This window comes from Marisediminitalea oceani (assembly GCF_003731635.1).
GTDB lineage: Bacteria > Pseudomonadota > Gammaproteobacteria > Enterobacterales > Alteromonadaceae > Alteromonas > Alteromonas oceani.
Genome location: NZ_RCUA01000074.1, coordinates 1 through 21,927, shown reverse-complemented (window position 1 = coordinate 21,927; position 21,927 = coordinate 1). Strand labels below are relative to the sequence as shown.

General features: G+C 42.3%; 19 protein-coding genes. 7 read left to right on the top strand and 12 right to left on the bottom strand.

The genetic code is table 11. The features are described from left to right. Positions 1-156: 156 nt before the first annotated feature. The 7 genes from D9T21_RS19260 to D9T21_RS19230 all read right to left on the bottom strand — a co-directional run bounded on the left by D9T21_RS19260 (position 157) and on the right by D9T21_RS19230 (position 5,266). Positions 157-957, bottom strand: a complete 801-nt coding sequence (locus D9T21_RS19260; RefSeq protein WP_123326836.1) for a DUF2884 family protein — start codon at positions 955-957, stop codon at positions 157-159. 144 nt (positions 958-1,101) lie between these two features. Then, positions 1,102-1,599 carry a PAS domain-containing protein gene (locus tag D9T21_RS19255; protein WP_123326835.1) on the bottom strand — a complete coding sequence of 166 codons (498 nt, stop codon included), beginning with the start codon at positions 1,597-1,599 and terminating at the stop codon, positions 1,102-1,104. Continuing rightward, a complete protein-coding gene (locus D9T21_RS19250; protein ID WP_123326834.1) occupies positions 1,599-2,597 on the bottom strand; it encodes a response regulator in 999 nt (332 codons plus the stop codon). Before D9T21_RS19250 ends, D9T21_RS19255 begins: the two co-directional genes overlap by 1 nt. Before the next feature lie 121 nt (positions 2,598-2,718). Beyond that, positions 2,719-3,459 carry an LrgB family protein gene (locus tag D9T21_RS19245; protein ID WP_123326833.1) on the bottom strand — a complete coding sequence of 247 codons (741 nt, stop codon included), beginning with the start codon at positions 3,457-3,459 and terminating at the stop codon, positions 2,719-2,721. Beyond that, positions 3,459-3,821, bottom strand: a complete 363-nt coding sequence (locus D9T21_RS19240; RefSeq protein ID WP_164464764.1) for a CidA/LrgA family protein — start codon at positions 3,819-3,821, stop codon at positions 3,459-3,461. Before D9T21_RS19240 ends, D9T21_RS19245 begins: the two co-directional genes overlap by 1 nt. 167 nt (positions 3,822-3,988) lie before the next feature. Continuing rightward, on the bottom strand, positions 3,989-4,858 hold the full coding sequence (locus D9T21_RS19235) for a LytR/AlgR family response regulator transcription factor (protein WP_123326831.1): 870 nt from the start codon (positions 4,856-4,858) through the stop codon (positions 3,989-3,991). 69 nt (positions 4,859-4,927) lie between these two features. Next, the gene (locus D9T21_RS19230; RefSeq protein ID WP_123326830.1) at positions 4,928-5,266 is read right to left on the bottom strand and encodes a DUF3718 domain-containing protein; all 339 of its coding nucleotides are present in this window, start codon (positions 5,264-5,266) and stop codon (positions 4,928-4,930) included. Positions 5,267-5,594: 328 nt separating this feature from the next. Between D9T21_RS19230 and D9T21_RS19225 the strand changes: the two genes are divergently transcribed. Beyond that, the gene (locus D9T21_RS19225) at positions 5,595-6,257 is read left to right on the top strand and encodes a hypothetical protein (protein WP_123326829.1); all 663 of its coding nucleotides are present in this window, start codon (positions 5,595-5,597) and stop codon (positions 6,255-6,257) included. Between the two features lie 95 nt (positions 6,258-6,352). Here the strand turns inward: D9T21_RS19225 and D9T21_RS19220 are convergent, their stop codons facing one another. Continuing rightward, positions 6,353-6,682 carry a hypothetical protein gene (locus tag D9T21_RS19220; protein WP_123326828.1) on the bottom strand — a complete coding sequence of 110 codons (330 nt, stop codon included), beginning with the start codon at positions 6,680-6,682 and terminating at the stop codon, positions 6,353-6,355. A 933-nt stretch (positions 6,683-7,615) separates the two neighbouring features. Here D9T21_RS19220 and D9T21_RS19215 point away from each other — a divergent pair. From D9T21_RS19215 to D9T21_RS19190, 6 genes are all read left to right on the top strand, one after another. Further along, positions 7,616-9,001, top strand: a complete 1,386-nt coding sequence (locus D9T21_RS19215; protein ID WP_123326827.1) for a tyrosine-type recombinase/integrase — start codon at positions 7,616-7,618, stop codon at positions 8,999-9,001. Next, positions 8,994-13,070: an MCP four helix bundle domain-containing protein gene (locus tag D9T21_RS19210; protein ID WP_123326826.1), complete on the top strand. Its 4,077-nt coding sequence runs from the start codon at positions 8,994-8,996 to the stop codon at positions 13,068-13,070. The genes D9T21_RS19215 and D9T21_RS19210 overlap by 8 nt, the downstream gene beginning before the upstream one ends. Beyond that, positions 13,063-13,725: a hypothetical protein gene (locus D9T21_RS19205; protein WP_123326825.1), complete on the top strand. Its 663-nt coding sequence runs from the start codon at positions 13,063-13,065 to the stop codon at positions 13,723-13,725. The genes D9T21_RS19210 and D9T21_RS19205 overlap by 8 nt, the downstream gene beginning before the upstream one ends. Beyond that, entirely contained in the window at positions 13,718-14,191 is a 474-nt protein-coding gene (locus D9T21_RS19200) for a hypothetical protein (RefSeq protein ID WP_123326824.1), read from the top strand. The genes D9T21_RS19205 and D9T21_RS19200 overlap by 8 nt, the downstream gene beginning before the upstream one ends. Beyond that, positions 14,179-16,401: an AAA family ATPase gene (locus D9T21_RS19195; protein WP_123326823.1), complete on the top strand. Its 2,223-nt coding sequence runs from the start codon at positions 14,179-14,181 to the stop codon at positions 16,399-16,401. The genes D9T21_RS19200 and D9T21_RS19195 overlap by 13 nt, the downstream gene beginning before the upstream one ends. Before the next feature lie 321 nt (positions 16,402-16,722). Then, positions 16,723-17,046 carry a transposase gene (locus tag D9T21_RS19190; protein WP_241155762.1) on the top strand — a complete coding sequence of 108 codons (324 nt, stop codon included), beginning with the start codon at positions 16,723-16,725 and terminating at the stop codon, positions 17,044-17,046. A 105-nt stretch (positions 17,047-17,151) separates the two neighbouring features. Here D9T21_RS19190 and D9T21_RS19185 read toward each other — a convergent pair whose 3' ends face one another. The 4 genes from D9T21_RS19185 to istA all read right to left on the bottom strand — a co-directional run. Beyond that, positions 17,152-17,871: a hypothetical protein gene (locus D9T21_RS19185; protein WP_123326822.1), complete on the bottom strand. Its 720-nt coding sequence runs from the start codon at positions 17,869-17,871 to the stop codon at positions 17,152-17,154. Positions 17,872-18,629: 758 nt separating this feature from the next. Further along, positions 18,630-19,394, bottom strand: a complete 765-nt coding sequence (locus D9T21_RS19180) for a glycosyltransferase family 2 protein (RefSeq protein ID WP_241155761.1) — start codon at positions 19,392-19,394, stop codon at positions 18,630-18,632. Between the two features lie 458 nt (positions 19,395-19,852). Then, a complete protein-coding gene (gene istB, locus D9T21_RS19175) occupies positions 19,853-20,587 on the bottom strand; it encodes an IS21-like element helper ATPase IstB (protein ID WP_071979584.1) in 735 nt (244 codons plus the stop codon). A gap of 9 nt (positions 20,588-20,596) precedes the next feature. After that, positions 20,597-21,927, bottom strand: a 1,331-nt coding sequence (gene istA / locus D9T21_RS19170) for an IS21 family transposase (protein WP_123326820.1), incomplete at its 5' end; no start/stop codon positions are given.

The following is a 21,927-nucleotide window of genomic DNA, read 5'->3' as shown; positions in this document are numbered from 1 at the left end:
GCCAACGAGCCGGGATCTCCCAGACAGTCTGACTCAGCTCAAATAGCCTTTTCATGAGGTCCCCCCTTAAAAGCATGCGGGGATGACGCAGAGGATGTGTTAAACCTTAAAATTCGGGGGATAACAAACTTGTTGGTAACACCTACTTCGGAGTGATTAGTCTTTATGATCGGTTTGTCGAATTAAGTCGATACCAGCCAACTGCGGAATGGTGGTCTGCATTTGCTTTTCGAGTGAATCGAGCTTTTTGAAGTAGTCACAATACCAGCGGGCTTTTTGTGGCAAAGTGGTGTCTACCGGCGGGCCATCGCCGTCGGACGTGGCTGCATAATGCGCAATGCGTTGATTAATGACCGTCATTTCGGTGCGATCAACCGCCAGTTTGTCGGAGTCCATTGCACCAAGTGTGGTTAAAATACTGCCCACCGAAGTGGTTAATGTTTGTGATAATGGCACCATCAGGTCGGTGTCAGCCAGTTCATCCAGTCCTTCGCTGGAACTTGGCCCAAGGTAATAATGACTCCGCGCGTAACGAAACTTCTTGCGCACCCGCTTCTTCATTTTATCCATGGCAGTATTGAGTTTTTCGTAGCTGTCGTGATCGCTGCCCAATAACGACAAAAACATCTGTTGCACAGTATCGGTAGCTAAATCAATGCCGGTAGTCGCCAGCAAAGTTACCTGTGGTACTACCGAATGCAGCCCTTTGGCATAATCGCTTACCAGCGTAGCCTGGCTGTTATCAAGTGTGAGCCAGTCGCCTGCCACAAACAACTGCTGCTGATGGTTGATCTGATACAAAGTGAGGTATTCTTTGAGTACACGCAGCTGATCGTCATTTACTACAACGCCATAATTTAAATCAACATCGCAACTGTAATGCGCAGCAACGGGCGCTGCGATACCAGCCGGTAACAGGCATATTATGCACAATAAAAAATGAGATACGCTTTTCATACCGATATTGTGAAACCAAAACCGTAAATGAAAAGTCGCTTAAGACCAGATTGCTAAAAATCAGGTTGAATACAGCTACCTACAACGGTAAGCGGCAAACGCTACAGCCCTCGCGATAACTCATCGCAAATAAACTACCACACATCAGGCGCGGCTTTTGGTACCTCGCTCTAACGCTTCGCTCTGCATTACCTGTAATGCCTCGAGTTGCTTTTTGCCACTGGCAATATCGGTCATGTCATAAATCATCATGCTGATATGTTCAACCTTGCCGGTCGCCGACACCAATGGCGATAAAATTATGTTCTGGTACATGAATTCTTCGCAGCCGGTGATTGGCCGGTAATTGGAAAACTTAAACAGATAAGGGCGTTGCTCCCAGAGCATAAATGCCCGGGTTTTGAGTTCGAATACCGGCTTTGCTTTCTGGGCAAACCAATCGGGTTTAATATCGGGAAAAATACTGAACAGGGCTTTATCGCGAACCTCAGAAGGCAATTTGCCGCTGTGGCTTTCCATAAAACCGTTCCACATTTTTATTTTAAACTCGCGATCCAGCACAACAATGCCCACATCCACCGTTTGTAGCATGTCGATGATCCAATGAAACTCCAGCATGTCATCAACGGCTTCATTGGCCATCAGAAATCCTCCAGCAAGTGAGCAAGTTTGTAGTTAAGCGTTTCCATGGAGCTTTCGGTAAATAGCAGCAGTAACTCACATACGGTTTGGTACCCTTCCAGGCCGTAAGAAATTTCGATAGCCAGGGTTCTTTTCCATTTCAGCTTATTGGTAGCTATGATCTCGGTGATGTTTCGGTGTTGGCCAAGTACAACCGGCTGCCCCTGGGCAAAACTCACATCCAGCTGTTCGGCAATACCGCTGAGGCAGGTACCAATGAGGATACTCGCCGCATCCATTAACAACTCCAGTTGCTTTTGATCGTCGACTTCACCAGAAATATTAAGAATTCGCGCAACATCGTCCAGGCTTGAGTCACTTAAAATACACAGCGCTTCACCCTGAACTCCCGGCCCCACAAAGCCCTGACAAACCGCACTGACCCGCTCGTGGTTTTCGATATCACTGAGCAGCATGTGTAGTTCAGATACCTCAATCAGGTTAACGTTTGGGATAGGCAAATGCACAAACACATTTAATGTTCGGGCCAGGTGATCGCCCGCTCTCCCCATCGCGATGTTCGTTATCTCCTGATAGCAATCACGAATATCAGGGTCCAGCGGTTCAAATTCCTTTTGCTCTTCTTCAGCAGGCGCATTTATCAGCTGATGTTTACTTAACACAGCCAGTAATTCCGGCGCACTAACCGGTTTACGAATAAAATCCAGCGCGCCGAGCTTAGTAACCCGCTCATAGGCTTCGGGCTGGACATCGCCAGACACCACAATCACATTGGTTTTTAAACCTTGCTGAGCAATGGCTTCCAGCGTTTGATAGCCATCCATTTCCGGCATGTTTAAATCGAGCAACAAAATGTGCCCTTTACCGGCCGCCAGGCATTCAATGGCCTCACCGCCATGCTTTGCAAAATGAATAGCAACATCCCAGTCCTGTGGCAGGCATTTTGCCACCTGCTTACGGGCTACCAGCGAATCATCACAAATCAAAACTGAGTACATAGCTATCCAAGGGTTAATAACCGGCACAAAACAATGCGGTAAGCACCCTTTAACAAATAGCAGTCAGACGGTAAAAATCAACTTAACAGATGCTATTTGTAGACACAGGCCATGAAAAGCCTTACAGAATAACAGGTAAGATAACGGCGGTAAGAATGCCATTAAGGCCAAGGCCCACGGTGGCCAGCGCTCCCTGCACTTCGCCCATTTGCAGTGCTTTGGAGGTGCCTACTGCATGGCAAACCGCGCCCAGCGCCACGCCCTGAGCATCTGGCATAGTAACGCCTAGTAACCGGTACGTTAGCGGCGCTGCCAGCGCTCCCACAATACCGGTAAGAATAACAAATACTGCAGCCAGCGCCGGAATACCGCCAATGGCAGCCCCTGTTTCCATGGCCAGCGGGCTGGTTATCGACTTCACCAGCATAGTCATCTGAATCGCCAGCGGCGCATTGGTGAGATATATCACGCCCCAGGCAAGTAGCGGTGCCACAATGCCACCTACCATCACGCTGATGATCAACGGCATTCCCAGTTGCCGAATGTTTTGCCATTGATTGTACATCGGGACCGCAAGTGACACCGTAGCTGGCCCCAACAACCAATGTAATAGTGACGCAAACTCACGATATTGAGCAGCAGAGATATCAGCTAACCACATCACTGCTGCCACCGCCAGGGTAGTAATGCTCAGTGGATGCACTAACGGATGGCCTTTGGAAGCCCGGAAAATTTTGAGCGCAACGCCATAAAAAGCCAGCGTAACCGCCAGCCACAACACACCATTTACCGAAGCCGTACTGCTTACAACTTCGCTAAAGCGACTGATTATCTGCTTTATTGCCAGCTCTGCCCTTAACATTAGTCGGGCCTTTTGGTTTTCAATAGCCGCTGAGCAAACCAGGCCGTAAAACCCAGCGCCACAATAGTGGTCGCCACCAGCGCAAGCGCAATGCCTAATGCATTTTCACTAACCTCAGCCCAGAATAACCCCACGCCAATCACGGCCGGTACAAACAACACCGACATATGCGTAAGTAATGGCTGCGCGCCCCGTCCCACGGTTACCGCCGGACGTTGACGTACCAACAATCCGCCAAGCAGCAACAACAAGCCAATTAACGCACCGGGCAACGGTAAATCGGTCACCAAGACAAAAAATTCACCCACCAGATAGCAGCCAACAATGATCAGCCAGCCGTTGAGGGTTGATTTAACATGCACTGAGAAAGCTCCGCAGGGAAGGAATAGTTTGATAATAACGAGGTTAAGTACAAACCACTAGCCAACTTCGGTTGTAGTTACTTATGTGCAGGATTAATAAAAGAAATGCTAACAGACAGAAACGCTTTATCCGATGGCTAAGCAAACCTGCATGGGGGAACATGCTGTCAGGATTGCGACAACGACGCATCCAGTTGCTGGTGACAAACAGGCATTAAACGCCGGCTTATTTTAACTTTGCTGCCATCCTGAAGCTCCACATAGTTCACCCGCGAGTTAAGTTTAATCAACCGTTTTACAAACTGGGTGTTCACAATGATGGAACGGTTCACTCGCGTAAAGGCATGCTTGGGTAAACGTCTTGCCATATCTGTTAACGTAGAGCGAACAATCAGCGTTTCTTCCTGCGTGTAAACACACATGTAATCGCCCGCCGCTTCGACATAGCGAATGGTTTGCCAGTCGACATACTGCCAGTCTGCGCCGCAGCGTAGCGCAATTTGTTGAGATGGCCGTGAACAGTTTGATTTTAAATTGGTTAATTCGGCCATGAGCCGGGCCGGAGAACACGCACGCTGACGAGCCAGTTGTTCGCTAACCAATTGCCATTTAAGGGCCTGTACCCGGGTCTGGTATTTAAGATACAGCCGGTGCATTTGTCTGCGCTTTTCCTCCACACTGGCAGATAAACAAAAGAACATTCCAACACCCGCGTTAAACGCCTGTATTGCATCCTGATTAGAGTGGCCGCACATTACGCTGGTTACCCCGCGTAATCCGGTGTTAGTAAAAGGCTTGATGGTGCTGTGATCGGTGACAACTATACGAATATCAGGTGGCTGACACAATGTATTCGGGGCTACAGACAGGTGACTACTAACCAGATCATTCAACGCGACTTCGGTAATATCTGCGGTAAACTGAAATTCAAAAGGCGCCACAAAATGCTGGGACAAAAACTGATGAAAGGCATCCACATCCACACTCGGTTTGCCAATAAATCGCACTACCATGTTATCTGACTGTATCGCTGCCATATCAGACTCCGAAAAAAGGGCTGTGAAGAACACAGCCCAAACCCCAGGGAGGGAACTATAACCATTACCCTACTGCTTCGCTGTTAAACTCTGCTCTTCCAGATTAGTACGTTTAGCAATCACCGCACCGGTATTATCTGCGCCATGCTGCATGGCAAAGGTGTACATATCCATGCCATCACACACCAGGCCTCTGGCCAGACGACGATAACTTATGCCACTGTCTCTGACTGCTCTGTGCAGCCCGATACGGCTGTCGTCTTTAATAGCCTGACAAACGGCTACTAATTTATCTTCAAGGGCACCAGGTATCTTGCTGGCCTGAGCGGAAGAAATACCGCCGAATGTGGCAACTACCGCGGTACCTGCTAATAACGCTGAACGAATTACACTGTTAACTTTTTGCATGACACTATCCTCTACCTATCGCTGACTCTGTTGTGGAAGATGAAGCCTGACTCTTCCTTTCGCCCTTATACAGTAGGGGCAGAGCAGCAAAAGGTTGCTGGCAAAACGTTAATCAACGTCTATTTGAGATTTTGCGACAAAAGGGATATAACTGCAGTTAAACGGTCCCCAATCCCCTATGGTTAATCGTGTGTATCACACACTTTGTAACATTCGCCCCAAAGCCGCGAGCAAGGAGTACGCGAATAGCAAACGGCGAAAGAGGTAACCAGAGACCAATAGCCTGAACAAAAAGGCATTCAAGAGCCAAAGCAGAAACAGGAAAGTCATGCTTACTCAACAAGCTTATTACGATATAAAGCACCTTATTGCTCCAGGCGATGTTATTGCCTTCGGCGGCACCAGTTTGTTTTCCCGCTGGACCAAACTGACCACCCGCTCGGTGGTTACTCATACCGCTATGGTAATAGACTCACCCGACGACAATCGTTCTACGTCTTCAGCCCAGGATCTCACCATGATTGAGGCAACCTCGATAAAAGGTAAAAAGGGCGTAATGCACAACTATGTGGAAGAACGTCTCAAGCATTATCGGGGCGACGTATGGTGGCTCCCGTTACACAAGGAAGCTAAGCAGCAATTACAAAACAACTGGCACGGATTTCACGACTTTCTGGCAGGAGAACTGGGTAAGGATTACGACATCTGGCAACTGTTTGGTGCTGCCATCGATGTGTTTGACGATCACCGCTGGTTAAACTGGATCACCTACAACCGTAAAAAGAGCAATCGCTGGTTCTGTTCAGAACTGGTGGCCGAAGGGTTAAATCAGGCTGGCATCGCCAATGAGCTCAATCCATCGGAAACCACGCCCAAAGATATTTGCCAGTTTACTATCTACGCGCCTGAGTATGTGCAGTTAAAGGGTAGAAAAAAGCCAATTAAGGGGTTTAATACACTCGATCCCCACCGCTGGGGAAATCTTGGGTAGCGTCAGGCGCAAAGAGAACGGAAAGCCAGTTGTAGAACAGGAAAGAACTTTGGTAGGTTGTCATCACAATCCTACCAACAATGTTATGCAGGCGCTTAAAAAATGCTGTCCTGATGAACGCGAATAAACATTGAGGTACCGGCTTTAGAATAATCGATTTTGTATTCTTTACCGTTCAGGGTCTGCACAAAAATCAGCGTTTTTTCATCGCCGAATACTTCGCCACTGGTAACATCCACCAACTCCATATCCATCATTTTGGCTTCGCGTTTGTTTTCCGGGATTTTGCCCGAATATTCCTTAATGCCCTTGTAATTCACCACTACTGCCGGATCGTCATTGCCGTTTAAAATCAGTAGATCAAATTTCCGAATTTTGTGGATTAATGTGTTGCGGCCACTGACCAAATAGGGTTTTTCAGTCATTGTTCTCTCCCAATTCAAATGCCGAACCAAGACGTATTTATCTATAAGTAGCTGAAAGATAGCAGACTATTAATATATTTGCACTAAGCTATAGCGTTGCTCACTGGATTCAGCAATTTTGATCAGGTTCAGGCTTCAACAGATCATTACTTTTAGTATTGTTTAGTATAAGAAAACATCAAGTAAACCTCGCATGGGGTGACAAGGCCATCAAAACTGCTTATACTTGCGCGCGTCTGGTATTTCAACCAGGCTCTCATAAGCGTTTAGCGCACAATGGCCCTATAGCTCAGTTGGTTAGAGCACACGACTCATAATCGTTAGGTCCCCTGTTCTTATGTGGTATAGTAAGAACTTGCGTATTTGAAAAGGTACGATGTAAGGCGCAATACCTTGCAATTAAACGGTAACGTCGTTAGTATGAGTTGCTTTTGCAATTTGCATATTTAAAAAATACAATTTGGCCCCTTAGCTCAGTTGGTTAGAGCACCCGACTCATAAGAAATTGTGACCCATGTTAGTAATGACATGCGGAAAAATTGGATGAATTGCTGGAAAGCTTCGTTTCATTTGAAACATGCCAATCAGCAGCCAAGCCTGATAAGCGTATCAGGAAGGTTCAGAGACTAGATGGTTCAGCACGATCTTGCTGTGTAATACATCACTAGCGTCCGACACCCCACCGATTTATCGAGGGTGATGATATAGTCCGAGCCAATACGAAAGTATTGGAATAACCGAATCGGTAGGTCCCCTGTTCAAGTCAGGGAGGGGCCACCATTTCCTCCTTATCTCTAGAGATAATTGCTTCGTAAAATTCATTTTTTAACTTAATTTAAGTACACAAAATTAGTCTGTACATTTTTAAATATGCGAATATTCATTTGTATATTTAAAATTTTCTACTATATTGATTGTTAGTAGGAGTGAATAATGATGCAGTATCCCCTTGTAAGAAAAGCGTTTTACATGATCGGTGACCCTATTGATGGTGTAATTGCCGATAGGTCTGGTAACTTATATCGACCATATCAGTTATTTGTGCAGCATATGCTTGAAAGAGGTTATGCGACTAACTCAGTCAGTGCCTATGCGGATCATGTTTATCGATTTCTCAACTATGTTACCCGTGCTATTGAGCTTACACCCGGACCAATTGACAAACCTGCTCTAAGGCTAATAATTCTTTCCTACACCAGTTACTTACTTCATGGTGAAGAATCTCCAAATGCAATTGTCAGACAAATTGCTACCGAACAGGGAAAAACACTTAAAACATCATTAAATTCGCTTGCTCCAATAGATCATGCTATTTCCTACTTCATTCGATTTGGCGAATTAGAACAACTTGATGAAGCAGGTGAAGGTGACATAGCTCCTTTATTTTCCGCTGCACAAAATCTAGTTAGCTCCTTTGAGAATAAAAAAATCAAAAAGAACAGCATGATAGCAGGTGTGATTAAAGGAGGGCTAACTGCTAAAGAACGTGTTAGTTACGGTGTACTTATTAGAAAAAGGTCGAAGAAAAAAAATAAAGTTTATACTACTCAATCAATAGACCTTTCACGTGTTAGTAGCTTAATTGAATCTGCAACAAACCTAAGAGATAAGACTTTTTATTCACTTTTGGCCGCTTCTGGAGCCAGATCACACGAGGCACTCCAATTGCGCCTAACTGATGTAGATGTTGTTAATAAAGAAGTTTACCTCCGTGATCCTAACGAAATAGATAGAAACACTCTTGGGCTGACACCTGATGAGGAAGGGAAGCTAGCTTGGAAAGGTAGAAATACTGAAACAACGTTTCTTATCGAACCGTTCAAATCCATGTTTTTTAACTACCTAGCGCAGTACATGAAGCAAGACCGAGTATCAACTTGCGGACATCCATTTATATTTCAAAACTATAAAACACTAAGGCCATTCTTCTGTTCAGATAGAAGTAGTCGCATCAAGCAGTTTAAGGCTGCTGCAAAAAAATCAGGCATAGTGGATACAACTTGTATAAGCCCACATTCATTGCGGCATACATATGGCACTTATACCTTGAATTACTTGCCAATTCCAAATGGTGAGTTTGGTTTACCTATTCAATACGTAAGAATTTTAATGGGGCATGAGTCACTTTCATCAACAGAAGTATATGCAAAAGAAGATGAAGATATTTTAAAAGAGCAAATTCAATACGCTAATGAGCTGTTGTTTGAAGCTAATGAAGTAGATTTAAAAATGATCAGTCTTAAATATCAAGAAAGTAAGTTGAGCAAGATAAAAAATGAAATATCTCGGTTATTAAACAAGGATAAGAAAGATGATTAATTGCTCAACAGAATTACAATTTTTAAAATCTGGTCGAGAATTGAAAGAATCAATACATGATGCTATTGATAAGACGATAAAATTGATTTTTGAGCATAACAAGGCACCTCCAAATTTATCGCCACCACAAGTAACAAGTAAAACAAACGTTGTTTTTTGTTTCTATAAGTTCTTCCATAATCACCGCATATCCAAGGCAGTTGGCTTTGATGAGGAATGGTGTAGAAGCCTTTTTGAAATAAGTTTTGAAAACAAAAGCGACTATAGCGGTTTAAATTCCATAGCCAGACTTCTTCCTGCTTTCCAAAAAGAAGAAAAAATAACCAAAACTCTATACTTTAAGACCAAATCCTGTTTTAGATTGTTTTTTTATATTTTGTGGGCACAAAAGGCAATTTTACTCCCTTTTAACTATAAACCGCCAAAAGCTCGTGATGAAAGCAATAACAAGTGGATTGAAATAGGATTATCCATCTACCCTGAAACATTAAGGCTAGTTAGAAACGCTTATTTTAAGGATGAAAAATATGAAGTGATAAATGATCACTTAATTACATCTAATTATTCACGGGATATGAGTTATCAGTGTTTGATCTCGACAACGTGGTACTCCATCGAAGATATAGAACTGAGCGATGTTAAGCCGTTTAAGGAGTTTCATAGTCAGTACCGAAGAAAGGAAAATTTTGCAAGGAAAAACAAGCCACTTCCCTTTACGCCAGTTTTGAAAGCGTTCTTGTCCTATGCCCCTGATAGATGCAACTTTCAACTTGAAGATTTAAGCAAACTAGAAATAGCTAGAAAAGAAGCAATCGGCCAAGAGCTAAATGACTTTGATGTTGAAGGAAATATGCCATTTGAATTCAGTGTAAACATGACCAAAAAGTTAAAGTTTAATTTAGAAGGTGGTGCTCTTGAGTCTGCCGTTAAATCTAGCTTAAACAATACTATTGATGTCGTTCTAAGTCGCCATTACAACAAACCAATTCGAATGAGTACGCATGGTGACCTGAGAGACTACAAAACCACCCGGCTCGCGTTCATTTATGTGTTTGAAAAAGTGAAAACACTGAATATGACAGATTTGGTTTACCTTTATGAATTGCTTTCGCATGACTATATCGCACAACAAGATATTGACCAATTTATCACTAAAGAAAAAGACATAAAATTTTGGAAAGTGGAGTATTCAGACAACTTCAAATCCAGTTTAAAAGTGTTTTTCATAGAACTGTATAATTCTGGCGCAATATTACTTCCGATGGATTTTGAGCCTGCGAATACAGTAGGTAAAGACTATTCAGAAGATCGATATCCTGAACTATTAGATCTATTTTGGAATCATAAAAAACGCTTTACCCCAGATGCTTTAAGAGAGATACGCCATGTTGGCGTACTTTACAGAGCCATAATCGCATCCAATTGGCGTAATGTGGAAGATATCAATTTATGCGATGTCCTCGAATACCAACGAATGCATCAACATAAAAAAGATGCAAACCAAACTAACTTTACCTTAGCGCTGGGAGATTTACTTACGTTGGTTTATCAGCATGCATCCCAAAGATGTAATTACACGCTTAACGACCTTCATCTGGCGATGTCTGATGTTCCCCCTGCTTCACTTCTTAAAAAGCTAGAGCAAGATAAACTTAGCAATCAGGCTGGAAGTAAATGGATAGCGTTAGCCAAACAATACCTAAATGAAAAAGCGGCTACGGGTTATAAATCAACTCGAACTCTGAGAGGAATTCTAGGCAAGTTTATCAATCACATATGTGTGGATTTGCCACGCGAGTTAGGTCATAAAAATGAGCTTATTCCCAACTTTCCTAATCAATTTAAAAGGAAACATTTTGTTGGTGACTGGAAAATACAGGGGTTCAAAGAAAAACTAAGAAAGTCACTAAGTAATGAAAACTTTAATACTCACCTCAGAGAAACTTCACTCTTTTTTAACTGGATATTGCTTAATGAAGATGATGACTCTGATATAGCAGGATTTGTTAACCCAATTTCAGACTTGGACTATGTACTCGCTCCTCGCAGAAAAGGGACGGACAAGATAGCGTTTCCTAGGCGTCAATTTGCGCATGTACATTCGTTTGCATCAGCAGTTTGTGAGTTTTATTGGTATCTGATCAAAGAAAATAAATTCATTTCAGGTGGAGCATCTTCAAGACATTGTTATGACACTCAAGAAATAGGTTATGTCCCTCTAGTATTTATCGAAGGTAAACTTCAGCCAATTTATTATGTTCCGGCTAATCTCACCCATGAAGTTACATCAACAAAAAATGGTGAACAGTATATCTATCCCACATTTCAAACATTATTTGAAAATCTTATCGCTATAGAAACAGGGTTGAGACATATCCATATCAGGTGGTTAGATAGAGACAAATTTGATGTTAGTTACAACGAATCAACTAATGGTATCCAACAGTATATTACTGAATTACATGTTCAATATATTACGGCAAATGAATCAAATGAAATCGAAGTTGGTACAGATAAAGTTAAAACCGAACCTTGGAAACCATATGTTAGTAGTCGAGTATTAAACTTGCTCCGAAGGTTAAAAGCTTTTCAGGATACTTTAGATGTGGATGTGCCTTCCTTATGGTATGACGGTCATGAAGGTTCAATACATGGCAAGATAAAATCATTATTTTGTTCAATGGACGCTACAGTTGAGGTTGCTGAAGTAATAAAAGAAGATCCGTGTAGAAAACAATATAAAAGGCTCCTGTGCTTTTACGATTTGTTTGTTCAACTTTCTGGATTAGACATTCCACTTTTAGGTACAACCTCAGAGAAAGCAATTGATAAAATTGAAAAAGCCCGAGAATTAGTAAAGCAGGATCGAAAGAATCAGCTAGATACAATTTCTGAACCTAATGAAAGATCTCTCACTATACTTCTTTGGAAGTATGCAACTAAAGCAGCATTTCACTTCAATGGACAATATAAAACTGAATTTAAACCTCATGGCACCAGAGCATCAGTTGCTAGTGAAAAAATCAAGGTACTGCCACCTCAGGCTATTCAGGACTACATTACAGGTCATGAGAGCAGAGCCGTGCTTTCCTATTACATTCAAGTAGACCCTGAGTGGCTAAAAGAAATTGGAGACTATAACGATAGCTTTCTATTTGTTGAGCAACACCTTAAAAAGACAGCTAATAAAGATTTAAGCAAAGAACAACAGGAGCGTGTTAAAAAGCAATTGCATAAGGTAATAGAACAAGATCCAACTTTATTAGGTAGTGACTTTGGTGCGGTAGCCTTTTCAGTTGAAAGCGGCAATAACGATATCGTTGGTGGCCTGAAAACCATAGCCATTACTCCAGTGTCCAATTGTGCATTTATGCCAACACACATTTGCCCATTCGGAGGCAATTGCCCTAAAGAAATTAAAGAAGAGTTTGGCGAATTCCAATGCGGTCAATGCTACTTTTCAGTCAAAACAATTGATCATATCCCACGAATTCTTGCTCAGATACGTAAGCTCAATGACGAAAAAAACGAAAAAGAAAACTACATCATTCAATCACAACAAGCTGGTGCTGATATCGAAGCACTAGAAGTAATGGAGCAAGAAAAAAACAAACTTGGGAACGAACTAGCGGCATGGACCAATACCTTTGACTTGCTTGAAAGGAACCGTGTGTCACTTAAAGAGGAATGTGAGGATGGAAAAAAAGAATTTCTTGTCGCAAAGCCTGACATTTTGATGGAGTATTTTGCAAAGGGGGAAGTCGCAGACAATGCCGTAAACGCTCTGCTCTTGAGAATACAAGATGCAAATGCTTTTCAAGAATATTTCACCCCTCAGTTAAAGGCTCAAATCACTCAAATAAGAAATAAAATCCTTATTAATCAAAAGCAGTTTGATCAACTCTTGAAGCAACCGGACGGGTTTGAGCTTATAGATGAATTCAGGGGCGCTCTAAGAGCATTTACCGAAGCTCACGAAATTTCATTAAAAGACGCAGTAAAACTCCTCTCTGAACCATTAAAGACTCCAGAGAAAGGCTTAAAACTATTGGAGGTAATCAATGGGTAGCGGAGCTAAGAAAGGTGACAATCGGTTCGGTGCACATCAAGCAAAAAAGCAACAGCTCAGGCTGGAGTTACTCAAACGTGTATTACGCGACATAACCAAGCGCAAGCAGGTTTATCCTAACGAATGGCAGTTGGCAGACTATGTTGCTAGCGAAATCAATATAATATTGAAAGTTGAATACCCAGATGTTGCTGCAAAAAAAAATGGGTTGGTACACCCTACTACGTTAGTACGAAAAGGTACGAAATATAAAGTTGAGCTTGAAAAGCACCTTTTGAAAAGTGAAAAAGCGAGTAGCACAAATGAAATGAGAGCAGAAATACTTACTTATCAATTAGAAATATCAACACTAAAAGATGAGCTTGCTGTTCTAAAGAATTTTGCAAAAAAAAATCTGGGACAGGTGAGCGAAAAGTCATTACCAGCACTGACCAAAAACAATAGCGATGAACAGATAGATACAAGAGCCATAGATGCTACATATAAAATTATAATGTCTTTGGTAGAAGCTTCAGAAAGTGTGTTTGTCTTCGATAATGGGAAAATCATTAACTGCTCCAAAACAATAAATAATGTGATAGCTGACGAAAACTTATTAAGGACATCAGGGCTTCTTGACAGTTATTTGTTTAAAGGGCTTGAGAAAGATGACTAAAAAGCTATCTCCTAATCAGCAACACAAACGTGTTATTCAGAATTTTACAGATTATCTCATTAAACTTGAGGCGACAGGTGAAAAGTTGCCAATCAATCAAGTGGACGGAAACGTTAATATTTCCGAACTTGCAAGAGTCTGCGACTGCAAACGAGGTGTATTTCAAAAGCCAGACAATACAATTGGCAAAATGCTTAAAAAAGCCATTTCTGACATAGGCACTCAAGCCAAAAGCGTAAACCAAGAGGAATCTGCACTCAAAAGCCAAAAAGATCAGGCGCTGAGAGATGCCTCAAAATTATCAAGAGAGTTAGAACGAGCAACGGCTGAAGTTGAAAAGCTACGTGATTTGACTGCATCTCTAGAACAAGAAAACAAGATGCTTAAAAACAAGTTAGATGGTCAAAAAAATGCCACGGAGTCAATGCTAGATGATGGCAGGAGACGCTTTTTATGGCAGGAATGACAAGAACTACAATGCAGGTCACCTCCGTACATGTAGGTACGTTTGGTGGGGCAATTTTTGGAGGAAAGGACTCAAAAACTAACAAACGAATCCGGTGTATCGCAAGCTATAAAATTTTGACGAGATCACCTCAAATTGGCGAATTTTGGTACATAGAGGGAGTTAACAGTAAACATGAAGAATACGGGGTACAAATCCGACTTTCAAAATGTTCTATCACGGAATTACCTTCTCCGTCATATCTAAGCAGCTTACTTGTCAACCATCCAATGTTTCGTGGTTTTGGATTGGGTAAAAGAAAAATAGGCAAACTTATTAAAGACGTAGGTACTGAAATAGAGTTAATAAAACTGCTTGATGGAGAGAAGTACCTGCACTTAGCCGACTCAATTGCTGAGCCGATAGCAAAAGAGTTATGTAATAGATGGTTGCCACTGCAAAATGAAATGCAGTTGGCAAAGTTCTTAACAGAGCACAATATTTCACCATACATGTCAAAACAAATATCCAAGATATGTCGTGAAAATGCAGTAAACAGAATAAAGTCAAACCCTTATGCATTACTTGCATTTGCACCTACAACTCCCAAGCTATGGCGAACTATAGAAGCTATTGCCGAAAAGCTCGAAATACCAAAAGGTGCACCTCAGAGGCTTGTTGGAGCCGTTGAGCACTCCCTATACACCTCACTACGTTCTGGTGATACGGCAATGGGAAATGAGGAGTTGTTAGGTCACGTAGAAAAGCTTTTGGGCAGTAAAACGTATGCACAGGCGTCAATACCTGAGGCATGTAGAATAAAAGCTATTTGCTCATTTAAAGCACTTGATGGCTCACTGATGTTTCAAACAATTGGTGCAGCGGTGATAGAATCTAGTCTTGAAAAGCTTGTGTCTGACTTGGTTCAGGCACCGCTTCAACTTTCACTTACAGCATCGCAAACAATACAGGTTATTGAGAAGTACAGTGCTGATTTCAAAAAATCACAAGGCTACCCACTAACAGATGAACAACTGAGTGCAATAGAAATGGTCTTCGACAAAAGGCTCTCTGTTATCACAGGTTATGGTGGAACAGGAAAAACAACTGTACTAAAAGCCGTCGCTGACGTAGCGGAAAAGCTTGGATTCCAACCATATTTAACAGCTCTGGCAGGCAAGGCCAAAGACAGAATCGAGCAAGCTACTGGGCGCTCTAACGAGAGCTTTACAATCCACGGCTTTATTAAACAAATAGAAGAAAACAGTGACAACGTAAAATTAACTGGCACTCCGATCATTATCATTGACGAGGCATCAATGGTCGATATTGCTTTAGCAAATAAGTTAATGTCGTTGCTATCTAGTACCAATTTCCATCTAGTACTAGTAGGCGACCCAGCACAGCTAAGCCCAGTCGGTTTTGGATTATTCTTCCATGTATTAGTTGGTAAAGTACACACTAAAAAGCTGACAAAAGTTCATCGTCAAACGGCTGATAGCCCCATTCATCAAATGGCAATGAAGGTAAGAAAAGGAGAGTCATTTCCATTACCACAATGGGAAGGACAAAATCATGGGGTCTATATCGTTGAGTGCAGACCAGAGCAGAAGGACATTATTAAAAAGCTAACAGACGTAATGAAAAAGCAAAGATGTCAAATCATCACACCTCATGCTTCTACAAAAGCTGCTGATAATACATCCGCAATAAATAATGCCATGCAGTTTGTGTTTAATTCATCAAAAGTAAACACAGAAACTGGCCTATATGAATTTGAACAATCACGCCCAGTGGTGCGGTTGGGCGATACAGTGCTGATGCAAAATGACCCAGTAATTGTCACCGCAAACAACTTTGAACTAGGGCTTTACAATGGTAACACTGGTGTCATCGAAGAAATCTTGAATCAAGATGGTCATGATTGCGTTTACATCAGATTTGATGATGGATTAAAGCTGCTTACTAAAGACAATTGTTTTGAATTGGGAATTGAACTTGCCTACGCAATCACGATCCATAAGAGCCAAGGAAGCGAATATGACGCAATTATTGTCTGTTGTGCCGTACCAAGCAAGTTACTAGAGCGTAGTATGGTATACACAGCGCTGACACGCAGCAAAACACTTACTCTCTTTGTAGGTTCAAATGTTTTGCTTGATAATGCAGTTGAGGGATTGCCAAGAGCTAGTACAATTAATCATGGTTTCTTACCCCACGTATGCTGTTAAAAAGAAAATCGCTAGTAAATGTGAAATAGTGAGCGGAAGCGAATCTTTTCACACTTAATAGTGATTCAACAACACGTAGTGGCGTTAGCGTAACCCAATGGCTTGAATTCGGGCGCTAGCCCGGTGTAAATAAAACGACCGTCTGCATTACGTACAGGCTGTGTGAAAACTCTGATCACGTATCGGCCAGAATCAGTGTTCACGTTCAGCAGAATACGCAGTATGCATTTTATATGATCAATCGGAAATTAGCTATTGATCCTCAATCAGCGTGACTATTGGTAGAATGTAACTATAAAAAAGCTGATAGGTTTCATATACATGTCGAGATTTATCGAAGGCCAAAGCAGAACGCAAAGCACGATGTTTCCCGAAGTTCTGGATGACTATATCCATGAAGATAACCCCATTCGTGATATCGATATGTTTATCAATTCTTTGGAGCTATCTAAGTTGGGTTTTGCTCGCTGCCAGCCTGCTAAAACAGGTATACCAAGATACTCTCCAGCAACTATGCTCAAGATCTACCTTTATGGTTATCTTAACCGCATTCATTCAAATCGACGCTTAGAAAAAGATATCGAGCAGCTACTACCATGGCAGTTTGCTAAACGACAGGTGGGATTACCGGACGGTTACACTTAAATTAAATAAATCCGTACTATCCTTGATATTGGAACTTTGATTAGGCCCGCTGCTAATGCGGGCCTTCTAAATCGTTCATATACAAGTTTTCAATCCGGAATTTGATTAGATTGACAATATTTCATATGAAGATGTTCTGTCATTAAACCCATAATCAGTTAAGTTATACATCTTACCAATGCTTGTCGTATTTGATAACGTCAATGATAAACCTTGATAGTTTGAATGTTGATATAGGGTCACTGCCGCTCCGGCGGGTAGATACACGCTTGAGAACCGGTCATTGAACTTTCCTACTTCTGGAAGGCCGTTTGGTACAAATGGGCTCAGTGGATCTGCTGCACCATAAGCAATAAAGGCAGGAAATTTATCAGACTCGCCATTAGTGTTCCGATAAAAAATAATTCGGTTATCTAAATCGCAAGGCCCAGGAAAGACTGCATAGGAAGTTGCTCTATTCTTAAACCAACCTAAATCAGGGTTATCCTGTTGATCCAATACAACCCAGTCATTAAAAAAGTAAGAATCTCTCCCTAATATTACGCACTCTCCGGAGTCAACCGATACAGAATCTATATTATCGTTGACGCACCCGCCACTTGGGCAATTTGTATCATAATCTCGAATATCTAGCTCAAATTTATTCCCTGCAAAATTACTAGGATAGTAATTTCCAGTATAGATGTTAATTTCAAAAAATTGCCCGCCACGGACAAATGGTTGAACATAATCTGGGTAACTATAAAACTGTACCTTCGAAAATGCTGTAGCGCTAAATAACACCAATAATAATGCGAAAAAGACTCTAAAATTTGGATTTTTCATATAATTCCTTTTGATGTAAAAATTGTTGATTGACTTATTGGTCAATACTTCATTTGAAGCACGATTTGACTTGTAGTTAAAAAAATGAGGCTCTATATTTCGTCACCAGTTGCTATAACTATAGGTGAAGATACATACCACTTCTGTCTCATATTAAATAACTAGAACTCAAGCCAGAAGCACAATTACTTCTAGAAGCAGTAGTGTCACGAAAGTAAACTTCTCTCACTTAACCAGTTAATTTATTTACCAGTTGAGTTCAAAAAAACTCCTCAAAGCAAAGACTTGCTGAAATAATGAACGACAAGAATAGCCACCGCTCGATCATCACCAGTCATTTACCCACCGAACAGTGTTTCAAACCCATTGATGCAAAAACGCAAGGTCAATTATTTACAGGGTGCTTGGAAATGTAGCAGAAGATTCCCGACTTAGTGGCGCCACTATTCACCACTATCGTAAACTGATAAAACAAGGTGGAACTGTATTATCCCTGGCTAATCCATACGAAGAACAATCTATGGTTTCAAGGCTGCTTAAACCTGAAAGGAACCTCGATATACACGCTAGCGGCGTTCGACATATTTGGCCGAGGGAACCATGAATTAAATAACACAGCGTTACGGTCGACAAAACTTATAGTCTAGTGACAATAGAGACTGTGTGATTGAAATAAAATCGCTTGGTAATCACACTCATTCAGGTAATTGCTTATTGTGTGACAACATACTCACCAAAATGCATATTCAAATCTACAACTATTGTTTACTCTGCTGCTCAAGAGACCACAAGCCTGCATACTTGTTAAAAGTATATTGTGCATAAATAACAGCATACAAAAGTCCTCTGCTGCCATCTAAAAAGCCAAGCCTGAATACGTATATTTGTACGAATGTGAGTAGCCCCCTAAGAGCCGCTAACGATACACCATGACTCTTTTTGCCTTTGGCGAATTTTTTTTCAGCCATCAATACTGCGTATAGTCGGTTTTTATACAGAAGGTGCTCAAAGTCTCGGATAGAGTAGTGATTTAAAAAGCCTTTCTTAATAACACCAGTTTCACCTTCGAAAAGTACCTTTTCATGAACAATGGCCCCATCAAATCTAGAACCCTTCCTTTTGAACAATCGAGTACACGCTCTCGCAGTTCTACCGAACCGAGTTGGCTTGCCGAAGATGATGTTTTTCCATCTCATCTTATAAGCATTGTGCTTAATGGAATCTTGATTTAGGAGTCTTGTTATTTCTTGAGCAAGTTTTGAATCCACTTCCTCATCTGCATCGATAGATAAAACCCAGTCGCACGCAGCCTTATCCAGCGCTCTTTGCTTTTGGATTCCATAGCCTTGCCAATCCGTAATAAACACTTTATCAGTGAATTGTTTCGCTATTTCAACGGTTTTGTCAGTGCTGCCGCTATCAAATACAATTATTTCATCGGCTATGCTTTTTATTGAGTTTAAACAACGTGAAATGCGATCTTCTTCGTTCTTCGTGATCACAATTACAGAAAGAGTATTCATTATGATTCAATCCCTAAGTGTTGCTTTGCATAATTCCTACGCGCCCAAGATGTATTCTTTCAAAAGCGCCAATGTGGAAAGTTCCGTCAGATTATATTTCGACTGTTTGTGCTGTAGCTAAATCCAGCGCGAAAATAGCATTTTCTCTGAGATTTTGAAAGGCTAGTATCGGCGATACGACTGTAACCATCAATAAATACACAAGCTTGTTACAATTTTAATATCTGGTTGAAGAAAAAATGATCACGATTGCGTTAGGATTGGCGAAGCTTGCGGAATCTCAGCAACATTGATAGTGTGATTACGTCAAAATCGCATGGTACTTATACCGTGCGTATTAGGCATTTCCCGATCACTTATTCCGGCCTCCCGAACACTCCAATTCTGATACACCCGATCACAGGTATTATGGTCTGCCCGATCAGTAGTTGTGGCAGACCGTAGTCTGCCACAGGCTTTTACCTCATGGTTTGTTGTTTTCTCATTGACTCGCCAGTGAGGGTTATCCGGTGGGCATTGTGGATTAGCCGATCAAGTAGCGCATCGGCAACCGTGCCGTTACTTATCATTGAATGCCATTGCTCTACAGGTAGCTGACTACAGATGATGGTGCTACTTACGCCGTGCCTGTCTTCTACCACCTCCAGTAAGTCTGTTGCCTGTTTGACGGTGAGTTTTTCCAGTCCCCAGTCATCCAGGATCAGTAGCTGTTGTTTCGCTATCGTTGCTAGCTGCTTGGTGTAACTGCCATCAGCGTGGCCGATGTGTAAGTGCTCGTTTAATCGTGGTAATCGCCAGTAACCAACACGTATTCCCTGGCGACACGCTTGTTCACCAAGCGCACAAGCTACATAGGTTTTACCGCCACCTGTGGCTCCGGTAACAATGATATTCTGATGATGACTAAGATATCCGCCATTTAATAAATCGGCCATTCTTGGCTTTTGTAATCCGCGGCCATTGTCGTATGACAGTTCTTCCGGTGTTGCATTTAACCTGAGTCGTGCCTGTTTACGAAGTCGGTTGATGCGGTTTGTCCGTCTTTGGTTCATTTCATGGTCAACCAGCAGGGACAACCGTTCCTCGAAGGCTAATTCACAGTAGGTGTTGGGTTGAGCGCGTTGCTGTTTTAACATATCCGCAATCCCTGTCATGCGCAGTTGCTGTAATTGTTGGATGAGTAGATCGTTCATTTGAGTTCCTTATTTGTAATATTTAGGGCCGCGGATGTTGTGATGAGTGAGATTGGGCGTTTCAACGTCATCCACTTTCGGGGCATTATCAAGGTGGGTGTGCAACAGCGATTTCACGCTGGCTCGACAGGGATTACCTATATCAATAGCCCGGCGACAGGCTTGTTCCAGGCGACTTTCGCCGTATTTCTTTGCAAGGTTAAGTAGCCCAAGGCAGGCCCGATAACCTTGCTCTGGATGTGGTTTGCTTTGCAGAATGGCGTCGGTGACTTCAAGTGTGGAAGGGCCGATCTGCTTTGCCCAGTTCTTGAGTCTTCCGGGTGACCATTTCTGATGCTGATGATTGGCAGGCATATGCTCATCAACACAGGTAAAGCCACCTTTTCGGTCACTACGCATGTGTTGTGCAATGCACTCGCGTTGGTAGTAAATCCGAATAAGCCGCTTAGAAGCCTGTATTTCAACTGACTTGCCGACAAAGAGGTGAGGAACTGAGTAGAAATGGTCTTTGTACAAGACATGGTAATCAATACCGACTCTGGCAATATGGATTTCAGTGTATTCCCATGGTGTTGTGGGTAACGGGGCCAGCTCTGGTTTATCCAGCGATTCAAACAAGGTTTGTCGGTTTCCCGGTAATCGCTGGAATGGTTTCTGATTCAGTTCATGCAGTAACGCCCGAATAGCAACATTAAGGCCTGATAAGGTATGGAAGACCTGATGCCGCAATTTTGCCATTATCCATCGTTCCACAATGAGTACGGCATTTTCTGCTTTCGCTTTATCTTTTGGCTTCAGAGGTCTTGCAGGCATCACGGCGCAGCCATAATGATTCGCTAATGACTGGTAAGCTGTATTCAACTGAGGTTCAAATCGACAGGCTCTGGTGACCGCTGACTTGAGATTGTCCGGTACCAGCAATTGCGGCACGCCGCCGAAGAAGGCAAACATAGCCACATGCGCCTCCAGCCAGCTTTCGAGCTTCTGGTTTTCTGTGGCAATCGCAAAGGTGTAGTTTGACGCGCCCAGTACCGCAACAAAGACCTGGGCATTACGCACTTCTCCGGTGCCGGGATTTACAATCGGTAATGTCGGCCCACAGAAGTCGATAAATAGCTTCTCGCCTGCTTTATGCGTAAATCGCATCGAGCGCTTTTGCTGGGATTTCCATTCACGATAATTGTCGCAAAACTGGCTGTAGCTATAGCAAGCATCAGGGTAATTAGCCTGATATTCCTCCCAGAGCAGCAGTTTAGTTACACCTTTACGCCGCAGTTCAATATCCATCAGGCCATAATCAGGTTTAATACGGCCCGCTTTCCTGTCAGGATAAAGTGACT